Origin of the sequence: Paenibacillus phoenicis (genome assembly GCF_034718895.1) — a bacterium.
Taxonomy (GTDB): Bacteria; Bacillota; Bacilli; order Paenibacillales; family Paenibacillaceae; genus Fontibacillus; species Fontibacillus phoenicis.
Window position 1 is genome coordinate 4,155,313 of record NZ_JAYERP010000001.1, and the last position, 18,071, is coordinate 4,173,383.

The 18,071-nt window shown below is 53.6% G+C and carries 13 protein-coding genes and 1 riboswitch; of the genes, 4 read left to right on the plus strand and 9 right to left on the minus strand.

All coding sequences use genetic code 11. The features are described 5' to 3' along the window. Positions 1-301: 301 nt before the first annotated feature. Entirely contained in the window at positions 302-1,417 is a 1,116-nt protein-coding gene (locus tag U9M73_RS19620) for a threonine aldolase family protein (RefSeq protein WP_009223824.1), read from the plus strand. A 239-nt stretch (positions 1,418-1,656) separates the two neighbouring features. Then, positions 1,657-1,837: riboswitch (cyclic di-AMP (ydaO/yuaA leader) on the plus strand. Between the two features lie 157 nt (positions 1,838-1,994). After that, a complete protein-coding gene (locus tag U9M73_RS19625; protein WP_323078685.1) occupies positions 1,995-3,812 on the plus strand; it encodes an APC family permease in 1,818 nt (605 codons plus the stop codon). 48 nt (positions 3,813-3,860) lie between these two features. On the opposite strand, the gene U9M73_RS19630 is transcribed toward U9M73_RS19625, so the two are convergent. Beyond that, on the minus strand, positions 3,861-5,828 hold the full coding sequence (locus U9M73_RS19630; protein WP_009223826.1) for a fructose-specific PTS transporter subunit EIIC: 1,968 nt from the start codon (positions 5,826-5,828) through the stop codon (positions 3,861-3,863). Between the two features lie 118 nt (positions 5,829-5,946). Continuing rightward, positions 5,947-7,899, minus strand: coding sequence for a BglG family transcription antiterminator (locus U9M73_RS19635; protein ID WP_323078687.1), 1,953 nt, complete (start codon positions 7,897-7,899; stop codon positions 5,947-5,949). A 142-nt stretch (positions 7,900-8,041) separates the two neighbouring features. On the opposite strand from U9M73_RS19635, the gene U9M73_RS19640 reads away from it, so the two are divergent. Then, positions 8,042-8,860: a protein-glutamine gamma-glutamyltransferase gene (locus tag U9M73_RS19640; protein WP_323078690.1), complete on the plus strand. Its 819-nt coding sequence runs from the start codon at positions 8,042-8,044 to the stop codon at positions 8,858-8,860. 56 nt (positions 8,861-8,916) lie between these two features. On the opposite strand, the gene U9M73_RS19645 is transcribed toward U9M73_RS19640, so the two are convergent. Further along, positions 8,917-9,297 carry a hypothetical protein gene (locus U9M73_RS19645; protein WP_009223829.1) on the minus strand — a complete coding sequence of 127 codons (381 nt, stop codon included), beginning with the start codon at positions 9,295-9,297 and terminating at the stop codon, positions 8,917-8,919. Positions 9,298-9,500: 203 nt separating this feature from the next. On the opposite strand from U9M73_RS19645, the gene U9M73_RS19650 reads away from it, so the two are divergent. Further along, positions 9,501-10,202, plus strand: coding sequence for an SDR family NAD(P)-dependent oxidoreductase (locus tag U9M73_RS19650; RefSeq protein WP_323078691.1), 702 nt, complete (start codon positions 9,501-9,503; stop codon positions 10,200-10,202). A gap of 91 nt (positions 10,203-10,293) precedes the next feature. Here the strand turns inward: U9M73_RS19650 and U9M73_RS19655 are convergent, their stop codons facing one another. The 6 genes from U9M73_RS19655 to U9M73_RS19680 all read right to left on the minus strand — a co-directional run bounded on the left by U9M73_RS19655 (position 10,294) and on the right by U9M73_RS19680 (position 18,044). Further along, positions 10,294-11,376 (minus strand): Gfo/Idh/MocA family protein, encoded by a 1,083-nt coding sequence (locus U9M73_RS19655; protein ID WP_323078692.1) that lies wholly within the window; start codon positions 11,374-11,376, stop codon positions 10,294-10,296. Between the two features lie 21 nt (positions 11,377-11,397). Then, positions 11,398-12,549 (minus strand): Gfo/Idh/MocA family protein, encoded by a 1,152-nt coding sequence (locus U9M73_RS19660; RefSeq protein WP_009223832.1) that lies wholly within the window; start codon positions 12,547-12,549, stop codon positions 11,398-11,400. 76 nt (positions 12,550-12,625) lie between these two features. Continuing rightward, positions 12,626-14,251 carry an extracellular solute-binding protein gene (locus tag U9M73_RS19665; protein ID WP_009223833.1) on the minus strand — a complete coding sequence of 542 codons (1,626 nt, stop codon included), beginning with the start codon at positions 14,249-14,251 and terminating at the stop codon, positions 12,626-12,628. A gap of 100 nt (positions 14,252-14,351) precedes the next feature. After that, positions 14,352-15,224 carry a carbohydrate ABC transporter permease gene (locus U9M73_RS19670; RefSeq protein ID WP_323078694.1) on the minus strand — a complete coding sequence of 291 codons (873 nt, stop codon included), beginning with the start codon at positions 15,222-15,224 and terminating at the stop codon, positions 14,352-14,354. 17 nt (positions 15,225-15,241) lie between these two features. After that, positions 15,242-16,189: an ABC transporter permease gene (locus U9M73_RS19675; RefSeq protein ID WP_009223835.1), complete on the minus strand. Its 948-nt coding sequence runs from the start codon at positions 16,187-16,189 to the stop codon at positions 15,242-15,244. Between the two features lie 247 nt (positions 16,190-16,436). Continuing rightward, on the minus strand, positions 16,437-18,044 hold the full coding sequence (locus U9M73_RS19680; RefSeq protein ID WP_323078696.1) for an extracellular solute-binding protein: 1,608 nt from the start codon (positions 18,042-18,044) through the stop codon (positions 16,437-16,439). Positions 18,045-18,071 lie beyond the last annotated feature (27 nt).

An 18,071-nucleotide genomic window follows, 5' to 3' on the forward strand; every position in this document is an offset into this window, starting at 1 on the left:
TATTGGAGTGCTAATGAAGATAGATAAAAACCGTGCCTTGCTCACTGTTAGGTTCTCTTCAGTAGCTAGACAAAATTAGGCTTCCACAGAGGATTCTTCTTGGTCTATCGAGTTCGCTCTGGAGATCAAGGAGAGCGCATTGTTTTCGCTCGAAATGATTCACTAAGTGGAAAACTTCAAAGTGGAGTAAGTAGTAACAAATCCACTCGTTACTGATAATCGATTCCTGCTTCAAATGGCGCTATAATAAGCATGATCATACAAACTAGACAGACAGCATGGGAGAGGAGCGGCGAGGAGCATGTATGGAAATGATGGGGTACTGGATAGGCGGACACTGAAGGCGGCCTTTGACCGGACGGTTTATCAAGTGGTGGGCCACGGAAAACGGAATGTAGAGGTGCTGAAGCAGGCTTTTGCCGAGATCAGCGGCGGGGTAGACAGCGACATGTACGGTACAGGACAAGCGCTGGAAGCCTTCGAAAGGAAAATGGCTGCGGTGCTCGGCAAGGAGTCGGCTGTATTTTTTCCGAGCGGCACGATGGCGCAGCAAATTGCTTTACGGATTTGGTGCGACCGTAAGGGATCGAAACGTGTGGCCTATCATCCTTTATGCCATTTGGAAATTCATGAGGAAGACGGATTAAAGGAACTGCACGGGCTGGAGCCGATTCTCCTGGCGGATAAGGATCGGCTGATTGAGATGGAGGACGTTCGGCAACTGCCGGAGGATGTCTCGTGCCTGCTGCTGGAGCTGCCGCAGCGCGAAATCGGCGGTCAGCTGCCGCCGTTCGCGGAGCTTGAAGCCATTTCCGCCTACTGCCAGGAGCGGGGCATTAAGCTACATCTGGACGGAGCCCGACTGTTCGAAGTGTTGCCTTACTACGAAAAAACCGCCGCAGAGGTTTGCGCCCTGTTCGACAGCGTCTATATCTCGTTCTACAAAGGCATCGGCGGAATCGCCGGAGCCATATTGGCAGGGGATCCGGAGCTGACGAAGGAATCTAAGGTGTGGAAAAGACGCCATGGCGGGGATCTCATCAGCTTGTATCCTTATTTTCTGAGTGCGGATTACTACTATGAGCAGCGCATAGGAAAGATGGGGATGTATTATCGGCAAGCGCAGGAGCTCTCCAGTCTGTTTAATCAATGTCATCGGATGAAGACCGTCCCGGCGATCCCGGTGTCGAACATGTTCCATGTTCATTCGGACGTTCCCAAGGATCGATTGGAGCCCGTGCTGATTGAGGTATATCGGGAAACCGGGGTTGGCTTAACCTCTTTCGTCAAGGAGAAGGCAGATGGGGGAAGTACCTTTGAAATCAGTATCGGAGATCGCTATAGCGAGGTGCCGGAAGATCGGCTGCAGCTGGCGTTCGAGCTGCTGGATAAGAAGTTGAGAGGACTCTCGTTTTAAACCTGTATCGGTTTGAGATCAGAACACCGTAGGAAGCGACTGGATGTCGCTCCTTACGGTGTTTTTTGCATGTATGCTTCGATAATTCAAGCCTGCCCTCAAAAATGAATGCAAGAGGATGATGTATGCGCTTCCTCGAACAAGGTCGATCCCATTTTCCGACCCATTCGCCTTTTCCTCATCTTTACACTTCTTGAGGCGGGGAGTATGATTCATCCGTAGCAATTTGATATGGCGAAAATACCTGATCGCTGAGTTCTTTCTTTATTTCAGAAAGAAACGGGGGAACCAATGAAACGCGTCCAAAAGGGCGGGTTTCCGGGGTGAATCGCTTGATTTGGCCAACTTGGCCAAACTGCGTAGGGCTGCTTTCGTGCCCGAATCCGTCAGCTAACTCCGTAAGCGTCCGAAAGAGGGAATTGTCGCAGTGATCTGCTTGAACTTTTTAAAGCGGCTGCGGGAAGGTCCAACTTTCCTGCGGCCTTTTTGTGTTGTTCGCTGCAGGAATGGGAAGCCTAAAGGACTACGAGCGGATCAGGATTGAAGGCTATTTTGAGAATGAAAAGAGGATTTCATCATGGTAAGCAAACTGAAGCGGGTACTGATCGGCAGACCGATGAAAAGTACCGAAATTGAAGGAGAAAAGCTAAGCAAACTTAAGGCATTGGCCGTATTGTCGTCGGACGCGTTGTCCTCCGTGGCATACGGTACGGAGCAGATTTTGATCGTCCTGATGGCGGCGGGATTTTCCGCGCTCTGGTATTCGATCCCGATCTCGTTTGCGGTACTTGGGCTTCTGTTGATTCTGATTCTGTCGTACCGCCAGACGATTTTCTCCTATCCGACCGGGGGCGGGGCCTATATCGTGGCGATGGATAACCTGGGGCGGTCAACCGGACTGCTGGCCGGCGGCTCGCTGCTTGTTGATTATATACTGACGGTAGCTGTAAGTTCGTCAGCCGGTACAGATGCCATAACATCCGCATTCCCTATGCTGCATGATCAGCGGGTGCTGATCGCCCTCCTGATGATTACTATACTGACCATCATGAACCTGCGTGGGGTCACGGAATCGGCTTCAATGCTGGCGGTTCCGGTATATCTATTTGTGGCCTCCATCTTCGTCCTGATTGTGTCGGGACTCTACAAGTATTGGACTGGCGGGATTCATGCCAGCGCACCGGAGTTCGGGACGGCCGTATCCAACGTCAGCTTGTTCCTGCTGCTCAAGGCGTTCAGTTCGGGGTGCTCGGCCTTAACCGGGGTTGAGGCGGTGTCCAACGCCATTCCGAACTTCAAGCCGCCGGCGGAGCGGAATGCCGCAACCACGCTGGTGATGATGGGTGTCATTCTCTGCACCATGTTTATCGGTATTAGTGCGCTGGCCTATTGGTACGGAATTGCTCCGGATCCGAAGGCCACCGTAATATCTCAAATCGCTGAATCGACCTTTGGGCGCGGGATCTTGTACTACTTGATCCAGGGCATTACAGCGTTAATCCTGTTTCTGGCAGCCAATACGGCTTATTCGGCCTTCCCGCTGCTGGCGTTTATGCTCGCCAAAGATAAATACATGCCGCATGCGTTTATGGTGCGCGGTGACCGGCTTGGCTTTTCAAACGGAATTATCTTCCTGGGCGTAGCCTCGGCGCTGCTGGTTCTTGGATTCCACGGCGACACGGAAAGCCTGATTCCGCTCTATGCGGTTGGGGTATTTATTCCGTTCACCTTGTCCCAGCTGGGGATGATGGTGCGCTGGATCAAGCGCAAGCCGCAAGGTTGGGTGTTCCGGTTTACGATTAACACGATTGGCATGCTGACGACGCTGGGCATTACGCTCATCTTCATTATCACGAAGTTTTCACATGTCTGGTTCGTATTCATCTTCTTGCCGCTCGTGATGTTTATTTTCTACCAGATCCATCGACATTATATCAATATCGCCGACCAGCTTCGGATTGACATCGATAAAGACAAACCTTGCATAAAGGGCAGCACGATCGTCGTGCCGGTGGCGGGCGTTACCCGTGTCGTGATGAACTCGTTAAGCTACGCCAAATCGCTGACGGATAACGTTGTTGCGGTGTATGTCGGATTTGATGATGAGGACATCGAACGGATGGAGAAGAAGTGGGAGGAATGGAATCCGGGGGTTCGGCTCATTACGCTGCGCTCCAGCTTCCGCAGCATTATCCGGCCGCTGATGAAGTTCATTGATACCGTGGAATGGAAAACGGCGGAGACCGATCACATTACCGTCCTGATTCCTCAGTTTATTCCTCGGCACTGGTGGCAGAATATTTTGCATAATCAGTCGAGCTTGTTGCTTAGAGCTTATTTGTTTAACAAGAAAGATATCGTCATTGCGACTGTACCTTATCATTTGCAAAAATAAGCAAATTCCCCCGAAGCCGTCGCAACGGCTCGGGGGACCTTAGTTTAATTATTGAATTTGATCCAGCAGCTGATAAGCTTCCTGTTTGGTTTTCACCTGCAGCAGCTGTTCGCGGAATGCGTCATCCATCAGCTTGCGGGACAGCATTTGCAGAATTTTTAAATGCTCATTGCCTTTGTTTTCGGCAGGGACAGCGATCATAAAGATCAACTTAGCGGGCGTTCCGTCCGCGCTGCTCCAATCCACGCCTTCCGGCTTGATCCCGAATACGACTCTTGGCTTCAGCACCGCCACCGACTTCCCGTGCGGTACGGCGACGTTCATGCCGATGCCGGTAGAGCTTTCTTGCTCGCGCTTCAGAATCGCCTGCTTGAACTCAGCAGAGGAGGTCAGCACACCTTCAGCGTTCAGCTTTGCAATCATTTCGTCGATGATCCCGTCCCGTGTTGACGCGGACAGGGAAGGCTCAATCAGATCCAAACTGATGATATCCGTCAGCTTGCGAACTGTGCTTTGAGCTTCGGCAGCCGGCACGCTTACCGGGCGGACGTTCTCCGCACGTGGCGTTTCCATGGCTGGAGCCGCCTCGTCCGCAGCGCTCGCTTCGGCGAGCTGAGGCTCGACCTGTTCTTTCTTCAGCAATTTGATCATTAAGGCCGTAACGATGGAACCCGCGATGACGGCCACGAAGAACATGAGGACATTGTCAACGGCGCCAAGTACGGCAACGATTGGACCGCCGTGAGCTACGCGGTCGCCGACGCCGCCCAGCATGGCGATGACGGAACCTGTCATCGAGCCGACCATGATGCTGGGAATAACGCGCAGTGGGTCTTGCGATGCGAACGGAATCGCACCTTCGGTGATCCCGAACAAGCCCATCGTAAAGGCGGCTTTGCCGGATTCCCGTTCGGCATTATGGAACTTGCGTTTGAACAAGAACGTTGCCAGGCCCAGACCGATCGGCGGAATACAGATCGCAACGGCGATCGGACCCATGATTTGATAGTTCCCCTCCGCGATCATCGCGGAGCCGAACATGAACGCTACCTTGTTAACCGGACCACCCATGTCGAAGGAGATCATGGCGCCCAGAATCAAGGCCAGCAGAATCGAGCTGGCTCCTTGCATGCTGGCAAGCCAGTTGGTCAGCCATTCAAACACTTGGGCGATCGGGCCGCCAAGCAGGTAAATGAAGGCGAGACCTACGATCAGCGAAGAGAGAACCGGGATGATGATGATTGGCATGATTGGATTGATCGCTTTCGGCACCTTCCACTTCTTGATCCAAAGTGCAACGTAACCCGCCAGGAAACCGGCGATGATCCCGCCGATGAAGCCGGCACCGGCTTCACTTCCGTAGAAGCTGCCATTGGCGGCGATGTAACCGCCGATGATCCCGGGAGCGAGACCCGGCCGGTCGGCGATACTAAACGCGATGAACCCGGCTAGCACCGGTACCATAAACGTAAAGGACGCAGATCCCAGCTTCTCGATGGTTTTCCAGAACGAGTCTTCTGGAATTTGCAGGCCGCCCGGAGTAGGTACGCCGCCGATCGAGAGAGCGATGGCGATCAAGAGACCGCCCACGACGATAAACGGAATCATATACGAGACACCGCTCATCAGGTGGCGATAAAAGGCGTTTTGCTGCTTGGCGCCGGTCTGTTTGGCCGGCGTACCTTCATTGTTATCCTGTCCTTGGTATACCGGCACTTCTCCGCGAATCATCTGTTGGATCAGCGCCTCGGGGTTCCGTATGCCTTCCTGCACACCAACAACGAGCAGCTTCTTGCCGACGAACCGGCGTTTGTCTACCGTTTTGTCGGCCGCGATGATGATGCCGTCCGCTTGGCGGATATCTTCCTCCGTGAATTCGTTTTCCACTCCGATCGAGCCTTGGGTCTCGACCTTCATGGCAATACCTAGCTTGTCGGCGGCTTTTTGCAGATTTTCCGCCGCCATGTACGTATGGGCAATCCCGTTGGGACATGAGGTAATCGCCAGTAGTTTCATGGATGTTTCCTCCTGTAATCAAAGATCGAAATCGTTTACATGACTCATCTTATCGCAAAAGGAACGGCGGAAAAGAACTTTATATTACCGGAAGTTGCGGAAAAACTGATTTTTTTCCCTATAAGCAATTGAGCAGCTCCTCGGGAGTCCGTGCCTGCACGAGCCGCTCAACGGTTGAAGGCTGTTCGCTTAGCAAGGACAGGCGCTGGAACAGTTTTTTCGTCATCTCTTGCTCCTGCGGGGCAAGCGCCAGCATAAATACGACGGACACCTTCTCTTCCTGCCATTCCAACGGCTCTTCCAGGGTGGCAACAGCGATCCGCGAGGTGCGAATCAGCTTCGGATCGCCATGGGGGATTGCGATGCCGCCGCCGATGGTCGTGGACGAGAGCCGTTCCCGCAGCAAAGCCTGATGCGCGTAATCCGGCTCAACGAACCCCTGCTTGGCGAGCTCGTTCCCTAACAGCTCGATCAGCTCGAATCGATGGCCGATGGTCAGGCGCGGGAAGATGAGCGAAGGCTGCGTGTACATGCCCAGAATCGAGCCAGCGTGTTCGGCGTGACCGGATTCTTGGTCCAACTTGCCGATGAAGTCGGCGATCTTCTGCGTTTCGCCAGTCTCCAGCAGCGGGGATACCGTGATATAGGGGACGTTCACATTCTCCAAAGGAATTGTGGAGATGATAAAGTCAACCGAATGGTGAGCCAAATACCCGGGGAGATCGGCTTTCCGAACGGAATCCAATACATGCAGTTCGGGGAACTTCCGCTCCAGCTTGCTGCGCAAGATCTGCGACATGCCCACCCCCATATGGCAGACAGTCACGATTCGCTTCCTTCCCTCAGCCGGCTGGCTCAGCCGTTCCACAGCGGCCTGAAAATGCAGCGTCAAATAAGCGACCTCCTCTTCAGGAATGGTGAAGGGGTACCCTTCACTTAACTCTCTCGTCGCATAAATCACCATATCAAACATGTAGGGATACATTCTCTTGATATCCTGCAGCATCGGGTTCGATACGGTGAGCCCGTAGCTTAACCGGTTCAACGTTGAATATAAATGAATGCGCAGCCCTTCCATCAAAGCCTCGTCTTGGCCAAAATCCACCCAGGTCAAAGCGGACATCTTCCGGACGAGCGTCTCTGCTAAACCGCGGACCTCCGCCGTTTCCGCGGATGGATCTGCTCCGGGCTCCGCCGTTTCGATCCGCGCCCGGGATCGGATCTTCCCGCCCAGAATATGAGCGGTCAGATAAGCTACTTCATCCTCCGGGAAGCGCACGGCGAAGAAGCGCTCCAGCTTCCGGATGAAGGCTCCCGTCCAGCGGAACTCCGGCTTCCCGCGGACAAAGACCTTCTCTTGCTCGGAGAAGGTAATCGGCTGTTTCAGTTTCGTTCGTCGAATCATCAGCAACGTATGAATCAGCAGATTGTCGAACGCTTCATCCGTAAAAGCAAGCTGCGCATCAAGCTCGAGCTGCTTGAGCTCCCGAGTGACGATATCGAGCTCATGGGGAGCAAATCGATCCTTGATGAAGGCTTGGCCTGCTTCGCCGGTGAGTTGGGACAGCTTGGACAACGCCGCGCGCTTATCCCGTTCTTTCCCTTCGATCAAGACGCCGACCTTTTGCTTGGAAACGACGATCAGGTCCCATTTCGCGAGCCAATCCCGCAAAGCGTCCAAGTCTTTTTTGATCACGGTCTTACTGGTGTAGTGCTTGTCGGCCAGCTCTTGGATCGTTACCGGCTTCGTCTCCATCAAGAGCCGGTAGGCCACGGCGATCAGCCGTTCCTCCTCCGTTTCCTGTTCCTTTGGCTTGATGGACCGGGATCGGAGCAGTTCTGCGGTGATTTGGGCTTTGTCCGGCTCGGAAATGTCCAAGGCGACCCCGTATCCGGGCTTGCGGACCAGACGGGCATTTGACGATTGGGTTAAATACTGATCGATTTCATCCAGATCGTTGCGTATAGTTTTCTCCGAACAGCCAAAGTGCAAGGCAATATCCCGGATCACCAAGTGGGGCCGGGCATCGGTAAGCAGCATATGTAAAATATCCTTCTGACGGTCGTTCATCGTTTCGCGTCACCCCCTTCATATAAATTATGGGATTAGCATTTCTGGAACAGGTAGATTCGATACGGCCGGGCACCAATCCAGACATCCGCACGTACACTAACCTAGATTCACCTGAATATTGACAAGGAGGGGAATAGGTTTGATCCTACTGCCGCCACAAGATAAGAGTCAACTTGCTCAAATGACGCTGCCTCCGCTTCAAAGGGAAATCGTGCAGGCTCAAGAACGAAGCCCGGTGCCCTATCGTTACGGTTCTTTAGATGAATTGCTGTTCGAACTGGCTCTCCGCAACTCGATCGTCGATTCGGCCTTGGCGCTGAATGGAAGTGGGGCCCAATTTGCCGTCTACCGTAAATCCCGATGCAATGAGCTGTATTGGAACCGCACGGAGGAGGGAGGGTTTCGGCTAAGAAACGGAGTAGCGCCGGCGGATGCCATTCTCGACATTTACCGGAACGGTCCGCTTTATGGCTTCGAATGCTCGATGGCGATGATGATCGTGATGTATAAGGCTGTACTGGATCAGATCGGCAGTCGGGCGTTTAATACGTATTTTACCAACCTGCTTCTTTACGATTGGCAGTATGACAGTGATCTGGGTTTTCGTCAAGGAAGTTTGCGTCTGGGGCCCTATCCCGGAGATATTCTCTATTTCAAAAATCCGGACCATAATCCCGAAACCCCGGAATGGCAAGGGGAGAACGTCATTATGCTGGGCGAAGACCGCTATTATGGCCATGGCATCGGCATCCATTCTTCCGCCGGAATCATCGACGCACTTAATCGGAGAAGAATACCCGGCAGCCGGCGATCGGCGTACTTGCTTGATTTGATCATTTATCCCAATTACGATCATATCCGATCCCTGCGGGGCGTGTATGCCCGGATCGGCAGCACCGTCTATCGCCGTCGCGGCTCCCACAACGAAGCGCATCACACCAATTCCAGCCAAGCCTAAGAACAACAAGGCCTCCCGCAAATTGCAGGAGGCCTTGTTGTTTTTTGCGTTTAAGTTTAGAAGAAAAACGGGAAGAAAAATCTTCTGAAGAAGAAAAACGGATACGGCTGGCGGATAAAGCGGCGGAAGCGGCGCGGATAGCCGTAACCGTAACCAAAGCCACCGTAGGGAGGGTAACCGCCATAAGGGGAACCGAACGCGCGATCATCCATATCTCCCACCGGAACGAGCAGGTACACGTGGTCGTCGTCCATTCCGTCGATGATCCCTTCATACATTCTGCCGTCGTTGCCTTCCATTTGCATGAGGTGGTGATGATATTTTTTACACATTTCCATCATTTGTTTCTTGTGATTGTAGCCCATCGGTTCTTGGCTCGTCGGGCTTACTTGGCTTGGCGTACCGCCGTAAGGTGAATACATATTAGGCATTTCCATCCATTCCTCCTTTGTTCTTGCTGCAGTATATTCGCGGAGATGGGCATTTGTGCCGCAGGTTCGTGTCCTTCATTTTACTAGTGATCTGCTTTGTACCGGAATGCGCGCGAATATGCTAAGATGGGGATGCATTGGACCATGGACTCATCAGCACTTAGAAATGTAAACGGATTCATAGCAACCAAAGGAGGCAAGGTTGAACGATGAAACTGATCGTAACAGGAGCGGGGAAGGGACTTGGATTGGAAATCGTCGGGGAAGCATTGCGGCGCGGCCATGAGGTGGCTGCCGGCATGCGCTCGCTGGATACGAACGTGGAAGCGTTGAAGGCACGGCAGGAGGGGGCGCCAGGGAAGCTGACGCTGCTTGAGCTGGATGTCGACGAGGAAGATTCGATTGCTCAAGCGAAGGAGGCCATGGCTGCCAGATGGGGAACGGTGGACGCGCTGATCAACAACGCGGGGATCTTGCTGGCACGGGAGCAGCCGATCGAGCGATTGGAATTCGCGGCGGTGGAGAATACGTTCCGCACCAATCTGTACGGCCCGATGAAGATGGTGAAGCATTTCCTGCCGCTGCTGAAAGAGAGTGATCGGCCCTTGATTCTGAACGTATCCTCGGAGGCCGGATGTTTTGCCGGGGCATATGGCGGCGATTATCCGTATGCGTTGTCCAAGGCCGCACTCAACTATTTTACCGCTCAGCTGCGCAAGGAGCTGGTGCCGCAGGGGTTCAGCGTGTACGCCATGCATCCAGGCTGGATACGGACCCCGATGGGCGGCAGTCAGGCGCCCGGCGATCCGCGGGATTCGGCGCGGGCGATTCTCGACTTGGCCGAAGGGAAGCTGGACGCGGATACCCACGCCGTGATGATTGGTATCGACGGGAAAGCGATGCCGCTGTAATTTCAATGCGCTATAGGCCAAGAAAGGGGCTGCTCCTCCATCATCCACGATGACGGTTGGGTTAGCCCCTTCCTTGCTCCACGGGTTCTTCTTAATCCGTTTCAATCCGAATCGCTTGCGCCTGCGCCTCAATGCATAAAGCCGCCGCTTTAAAGGCATGCTCCTGTGTCATGGCAGTTTCCGTTCCGTTGAGGATATCCAAAATAAATGCGCCGAAATAAGGGTATCCCACTTTCCCGGAGCAGTCATAGTGGAATTCGCCTTCATGATTCACTAAATAGAGATGATTGCCGGAAGCTTCCCGGGCGATGTCGATGTATTTGCGAATTTCGATGTAGCCATCCGTCCCCAAGATGAGGGTGCGGCCGTCGCCCCACGTCCCCAAACCGTCGGGAGTCAGCCAATCCACCCGGAAGTAGAAGGTCGCCCCGTTATCCGCTACCAGCGTTGCATCGCCAAAGTCCTCAAATCGCGGGTATTCCTTGAACTTGTAGTTGGCCACCTTGCTATGCAGCACTTTCGCATCCTTAGCGCCTGCGTAATGCAGGAATTGCTCGATCTGATGGGACCCGATATCGCATAATATCCCGCCGTAACAGTCGGGGTCAAAGAACCATTCCGGCCGGGCCTTGGGATTAGCGCGATGCGGCCCTGTGCCAATGACCTGGACGACCCGCCCGATGGCGCCTTCCTCGATTAGCTGGCCGGCAAACACAGCGCTCTCAACATGCAGGCGTTCCCCGTAATAGATCCCCCATTTAAGACCGGTCTGTTCCGTTTTCCGTCGCGCCTGTTCGACCTGCTCCAACGTCGTAAACGCCGGTTTATCCGCAAAATAATGCTTGCCGTGCTCCATCGCCCGAAGCCCGAGTGCGCATCGTTCCGAAGGAATACAGGCTGCGGCGATCAACCGGATCTGCGGATCCTCCCAAATCTCTTCCTCGGACGCCGCTGCCTTCGCTTGCGGAAACGTATCGACAAACCGCTTCACCTTTTCCGGATCCGGGTCATACACCGCGGCGAGCTCCGCCCCGGCCTCGATCAACCCGTTGCACATTCCGTAGATATGCCCATGATCCAATCCGATCGCCGCAAAGCGAAATTCGCCTGTTCCAACTACCGGATTGGGTTTTCCTTTCGGCGCATAATTCATGCCATCTTGCTTCTTCGTCATGGCGTCTGCCCCTTTCGTGAATTAGCTGTTGCCCCCCGAGGTGATCGTATTGTCGCTGAAGTTTTCGATGCTGGTCTTCTTCTCGTAAAAATAAGTCGCGTTCTGCAATATCCCTTGCCGTGTATAAAAGGGACTATCCGGACCCAACGGCAGTTTCACCGTCTGGCCGGTACTTGCGGATTGGTAAATCGCCGTAATCAGCTCCAGCGTTCTGCGGCCTTGAATGCCATCCACCAGCACGGGTGTCCCATGCTCAATCGCATTCAGCACGTCTTGAATTTGGCCGCGATGACCTTCATACCGAAGCTCAGGTTGCTCATCGTAAGCCTGCTGAATCTTCGCTTCCAGCTCTACGTCCGGCTCAGGGAATCCGTTTGGCTTGGAAACAGAAGCCGCTACTTTCCACGGTGCAGACACACGCGCGTGCTTCCCCTGGAAAATTAACTGCTGCTCCTGGCCGTGATGCACAACGGAGCTGGTGAGCTGGGCCAGCGCCCCGTTGTCGTAGCGGGCGATGGCGATCGAGATGTCCTCCACCTCGGCATTGTCATGGGAGGTGTTGCTCATCACTGCAGTGACCTCCGCCGGCATGCCGTTCATCCATTGAAAAATATCGATATGGTGCACCGCATGGTTCAGCGTGCAGCCGCCGCCTTCCTTCTCCCAGGTGCCTCGCCACCACAGATCATAGTAACAGTGGCCTCTCCACCAATAAGAGTCGACTTGCGCGTGCACGATCGGCCCCATCAGCTTCGTGTCCAACACCTTCTTCAGCTTCATCATAGGGGTCGTGAACCGGTTCTGGGCCACGACGGATAATATTTTTCCGCTCTGCTCCGCGGCTTCGTTCATCCGATCGCATTCCTCCAGCGAGGAGGCCATCGGCTTCTCGACAATCACATGCTTGCCCGCGTTCAAAAAAGCGATCGCCGTCTCCGCGTGAGTATACGGCGGGGTGCACACGGAGACCAGGTCGATGTCGCTGCGCTGGAGCAATTCGGAATAGTTGGCATAGATGTCCGCATCCAACTGAAACTCCTCCGCCCTTTGCCGAGCTTTCTCCGGATAAATATCGCAGATCGCCACGATCCGGCACCGCTCCGGGAATTGCAAATACGCTTGAATATGGGCCGGGGATATCGCACCGGCTCCGATCACTGCTACATGGATCACTCGGGTTCCCTCCTTAGCTTGGATGTGAATCGGGCCTCTCCGAAGAACAACTCCGAAAGGCCCGATCCGTTATCTGTTACTTCTTGTAAAACTCGTCGTAAGCCGCCTGTTTCCCTTCCATGACAGCTTTGCCGCCCATGGCCATGTATTCCTCGACCTTCTGGTCATAGACCTTGTCGAATTGATCCGGTTTGGCCGTGACGATCTTCGCGAGCATTTCTTTTTCGAAATCCTCCAGAATTTTGGCATATTTGATCTCGGCATCCACCGCGATATCTACGCGAGGCAGGGTATACCCGTCATTCGTTCCGACTTGGATGCTCTTGACGGTGAAATCTTTGAAGTCGGGATCGAAGGCGTTGGCGGCAATGTTCTTGTTTGGATCCTCGGTGGAAATGTATTTGCCGTTCAGGATGATGCAGTAATCGTAATAGTTGTACAGCAGGTTCTGAGCTTCCGGCGTATTCAGCAGCACCGGCAGCCCGTCTTCGCTCATTTCGTACGAGACGCCTTCCTCGCCGTTTTGCAGCACGAGAATGTTGCTTGGGTCAGCCATCCAGTTCAAATATTTCACAGCCGCCTCTGCGTTTTTGCTTGTTGCCGGAACCATGATGTATGCGCCAATCGGGTCATACACCGGCTTTGGATGCTTCCCGTCCGGGGTAGAGAACGGATCGATCGCCTCCAGTACCGCGTCCGGATTGTTCGCTTTCAGGTTGGCATAGTACCCGTTATAAACCGGTTCATTGGTGTTTGGCGTGCCTGCCCCGGCAATGCTGTTCACAACCTGTTGGGCAAAAGCTTGGCTGAAGTCGTCGCTGAGCGCGAAGTCCGGATCGATCAGTCCTTCATTGTACATCTGGTTGAGCAGCCGGTAACCGTCCTTACTCCCCGGTTGCAGCCATCTCGGAACCGAGTACAGATCTCTATCCGTGATTTCATCCCATTTCCAGAAGGAATTGACCAACGGCATCATATGGAACACGTCGATGTAGCTGTAGGGGATGACCTTGCCACCCGTCTTGCCGGGATCCTTCTCTTTAAAAGCACGCATGGCATTCACAAATTCCTCCGTCGTTTGCGGAAGCGGAAGGTTCAGTTGATCGAGCCAGTCCTTGCGAATGAAGGTCGTGCTTTGGGCTTGAATCACGCGCAGTGCCGGGATGACGTATTGCTTCCCGTCAAATACGCCGTAGGGCAGGGAAGGCTCCAGCACCTTCTTCAAATTGGGGCCGTATTGATCGATGAGCGGTCCCAGGTCGGTTAAGCCTCCGCTTTTTACATAGTTTTGCACGGTAGGCTTGCTGTACGTGAACACAATGTCCGGAGCAGAGCCTGAGGCCATCAGGACGTTCAGCTTATCGACCTCTTCGGCGCGCGGCACCGTCACGAATTCAACGTCGATGTTGTTCGGGTCGCCAAAGCTTTTCTGGATATACTGGGTCATGAAGTTATCCGTAATTGGCGGTTCCCCAGCCGGCGTATTGTTCCGGTCAAACAGCTCCACCTTTAAGGTAATGCGTTCCCCCTTCGGTGCGGATTCCTTGGCATTGTTCGTAGCTGTGGTGTTCCCGCCGCTGTCCTTTCCGTTTCCGCTGGATGAGCTGTTGCTTCCTCCGCCGCCGCAGCCCGCCAAAGCGAAGCTTGCGGCCATGACCAGCGCCACTAAGGCGAACATCGAGGAGCGAAATGGTTTGCGCATGGTGTTGCCTCCCTTTTGATTTGGTTTAAATATAGTGACCTTCGGTATCGAGACCGAAGAGCAGCTATCAACATCGGGCTGCTTCCCGCCAGGCTAGGGCCTATCCTTTAATGGCCCCCTGCAGCATGCCGGAAATGAAATATTTCTGCAGCCAGGGGTAGACCAGCAAAATCGGCACGGTAGCAAACATAATGCTGGCTGACTGAATGCCTTGGGGAATCGGCGTCGCGGCGTTAAAGCCTTCCTGCGCCGTGGCATCGTTCACCTGGCTGTTGATGACCATCTGATAAAGTTTGAGCTGGAGCGGGTACAAATTTTTATCGTTGATGTAAAACAAAGCGTCCTGAAACATGTTCCAACGGTCCACGGCCGAATAAAGCCCGATGGTCGCAAGGATCGGCAGCTGAAGCGGCAGCACGACCTGGAGCAGAAAGCGGAAATGGCCGCAGCCATCCATCCAGGCTGAATCCTCCAGCTCATGAGGAACGCCGGAGAAGGAAGTTCTCATAATGATCAGCAGGAACGCATTAATCATCAGGGGCAAAATGAGCGACAGCGGCGAATTGAGCAGGCCCAGCTCTTTGATCAGCAAGTAATTGGGGATGATCCCCGGGTTAAAAAACATTGTGACGATGATGAGCCCAAACATCACGTTCCGGCCACTGAAGTTTCTGCGGCTTAACGCATACGCGGCCATAATGGTCATCACCAAAGCGACCGCGGTATAGACGACGACCAGAATCACCGTCAGCAACAGGGACCGCATCATGGAGATGTCCCCGAATACGGCGGAATAGGAATGGAAGTTCCAGTCGACCGGCCACAGGAACACCTCCCCGGACATAATGGCCCGGTTGCCGCTGAAGGATAAGGCAAAGATATGGATCATCGGCACGACGCAAAACAAGGCAAATAAACCGATGACCACGATGACGATTGTATCGATCACTTTATCAACCGGATTCCGGATCACGTGAGCTCCCTCCTTAGCTAGAAGATGCCTTGCTGGTTTACTTTTCGGGATATGAGTTCGGCCGTGAGCAGCAGAATCAGCCCGATGACCGATTGGAACAATCCCACGGCGGTTGCCAGCGCGAATTGCGCTGATTGAATGCCCACCGTGTACACATAGGTGCTGATCACCTGAGCGACATCCATGACGTAGCCGTTCTGCAGGGCATAAGGCTGCTCGAAGCTGATATCCGCCATATGGCCGATTTGGATAATAAACAGCACCACGATCGTGGGCTTAATCCCGGGAAGCGTAATATGCCAGATTCGTCGTAGCCGACTGGCCCCATCTACTTCAGCGGCTTCATACAGCTCTTTATTGATGCTTGTAAGCGCTGCTAAATAAAGGATCGTTCCCCAGCCCGCATAGTGCCAAACCCCGGCTCCTGTGTAGGTCAGAATCCAAAGCACCGTGTCCTCGAGGAACGGAATCGGCCGGCCGCCGAGGCTCTTGATCAACTCGTTGACACTGCCCGTATTGGTCGCGAGTAATTGAAGCACCATCCCGCCGACAATGACCCAAGAGATGAAGTGGGGTAGATACAGCAAGGTTTGGCTTACGCGTTTGTACCAATGGACCCGCAGCTCGTTCAGCATAATCGCCAGGATGATCGGAACCGGGAACGTCAGCAGAGAGAAGACGTTTAACATCAAGGTGTTGCGCAGCGCCTTATAGAACTGCGGCATCCCAAAGATCTCGCGAAATACGTCCCATCCGACCCACTCGCTGGCCCAGATCCCCTGAAAAATGTTGTAGTCCTTGAAAGCAACTACGACGCCCGCCATTGGAATGTACTTAAATACGATAAAGAACGTCATCGGCAAGAGCATCAGCAGATACAATGGCCATTGCCGCTTGAAGGCCGCCATGCTGTTCCGTCGTTTAACGGGGAGCGGGGCACGGGCCTGCCTGACTTCCGTTTGCATCGGCATCCTCCTTTCGGGTGGTAAGTTCATGGCTTGGTTGCTGCTTACTATACAACAGGGGCGGATGGCAGGAAATTCTCCTTTTTTGGGGGCTTCTTCTCTTTTTCCTGCGGGGGTTTTCACTTTTTTTATATGACTATCCTTTGTTTATTCAGGGGGGCGGAAGGAGGGTTAAGCGCCTAAAAAAATCATCCCAGAAAGGGATAACCCCTCTCTGGGATGATTGGATTTCTAAAGTGGCAGCAGCTTATGGTGTTCCGCCGTTTTGCATTTGATACGCTCGATGCTTCTCCTCGCGAACTTGCTGTCCGCCCATGGCGAGATACTCTGCGACCTCCTCGTCGTAAACGGTATCAAAGGCTTGCGGAGACGCCGTAATGACCTTTACGAAAATTTCGTCGTTCTTCTCATTTAAAGCAGCGGCATACCGAATTTCGGAAGGCAAAATCGCATGAATGCGCGGGGTTTCGATCCCGTCATTCATTCCGTACTCCACGCTCTTGCGCGTAAACTCTTCAAAGCGTTTGTTGGTCGCATTCGCTTTTAGATTCAAGCGTTCGTCCTGGCTGCTGACATATTTTCCATTTAAAATGATGCAGTAGTCAAAAAAATTAAATAACAATCGATTTACATCCTCGTTCTCCAGGGTTACCGGCACACCGTCCTCCATCCGGTAGGTCACGCCCTCCACGCCGTTCTGCAGCGTGATAATGTTCTCCGGCTGCGCCATCCAATTCAAATATTTAATCGCTGCTTCGGCGTTTTTGCTCGTTTTCGGAACCATGATGTACATGCCCGTGTTTTCCAGGATCGGCTTCCACTTCTTGCCGCTGGCGCTTGTGAAGGGATCGATTGGCGTTAGGATGGCATCGGGGTCGTTCTTTAACAGTTCAGCCAGATATCCCATATAAACCGGCTCATTCGTATTGGGGGATGCGGCTCCAACCCGGCCGTTCACCAGATCCTTCTGAAATTGCTGGGCGAATCGGTCCAAATGAAAATCGGGATCAATCAGCCCCTCGTGATACAGGCGGTTCAGGAACCGGAACGCCTCCTTGTTCCCGGGCATCGTCCAACCCGGCTCGGCGTATAAGTCCTCCTCGGTGATCTGGTCCCAATCCCAGAACGAGTATTGCAGCGGGGCGGTATGGTAATAATCGATTTGACCGTAAGGATAGATGACCTCTCCGGTCTTTTGCAACCGATTCTTTTTAAACATTTGGAGCGCCTGGTAAAACTCCTCCGTCGTCTCCGGCAGGGAGAGTCCGGCCTCCCGGAGCCAATCCTCCCGGATCAAGGTCGTCGTTCGGGCCGTCAACACCCGCCTTGCGGGAATTGCAAACTGTGTTCCTTGCCTCCGCCCATAACTCAACACCTCTTCCCCGAGGAGCTCCTTCAACCTTGAACCGTATTGGTCCAACAGAGGCGACAAATCGGTTAATTTCCCTTGGGTGTAGAAATTGTAGACGGTAGGCAGGTCATAGGTGAACACGATATCCGGCGCTTGATTTGCGGCCATTAACACCTGCAGCCTCCGGACTTCTTCCGCCCGGGGGACGGTGACAAATTCGATCTTGATCCGCTCCGGATTTCCGAAATGCTCCTGAATGTACTGCGTCATCGTATTATCGGTAATTGTGGGGGCGCCGATCGGTTTGTTGCTTCGCTCAAACAGCTCAATGCGAAGCGTTGTCCAGCCGTCATGATTGGCAGTGAATCCGTCCGAATCAAAATTTGGGAGAGGGCCGTCAGCCCAGCCCAACCGATCCGTATCCCCAAATCCGCTGCAGCCTGTCAGGACGCACAGAATAGCGATGACCGCCAGCTTCGATAACCACGACCTCAAAAGGGGCATGCGAACTCTCCTTCCTCGTTGGGAACA

Excerpts from the sequence above, each read along its gene's own strand:
- U9M73_RS19620 (WP_009223824.1), top strand. The coding sequence starts at position 302 with ATGTATGGAAATGATGGGGTACTGGATAGGCGGACACTGAAGGCGGCC.
- U9M73_RS19625 (WP_323078685.1), top strand. The coding sequence starts at position 1,995 with ATGGTAAGCAAACTGAAGCGGGTACTGATCGGCAGACCGATGAAAAGT.
- U9M73_RS19630 (WP_009223826.1), bottom strand. The coding sequence starts at position 5,828 with ATGAAACTACTGGCGATTACCTCATGTCCCAACGGGATTGCCCATACG.
- U9M73_RS19635 (WP_323078687.1), bottom strand. The coding sequence starts at position 7,899 with ATGAACGACCGTCAGAAGGATATTTTACATATGCTGCTTACCGATGCC.
- U9M73_RS19645 (WP_009223829.1), bottom strand. The coding sequence starts at position 9,297 with ATGGAAATGCCTAATATGTATTCACCTTACGGCGGTACGCCAAGCCAA.
- U9M73_RS19650 (WP_323078691.1), top strand. The coding sequence starts at position 9,501 with ATGAAACTGATCGTAACAGGAGCGGGGAAGGGACTTGGATTGGAAATC.
- U9M73_RS19655 (WP_323078692.1), bottom strand. The coding sequence starts at position 11,376 with ATGACGAAGAAGCAAGATGGCATGAATTATGCGCCGAAAGGAAAACCC.
- U9M73_RS19665 (WP_009223833.1), bottom strand. The coding sequence starts at position 14,251 with ATGCGCAAACCATTTCGCTCCTCGATGTTCGCCTTAGTGGCGCTGGTC.
- U9M73_RS19675 (WP_009223835.1), bottom strand. The coding sequence starts at position 16,189 with ATGCAAACGGAAGTCAGGCAGGCCCGTGCCCCGCTCCCCGTTAAACGA.
- U9M73_RS19680 (WP_323078696.1), bottom strand. The coding sequence starts at position 18,044 with ATGCCCCTTTTGAGGTCGTGGTTATCGAAGCTGGCGGTCATCGCTATT.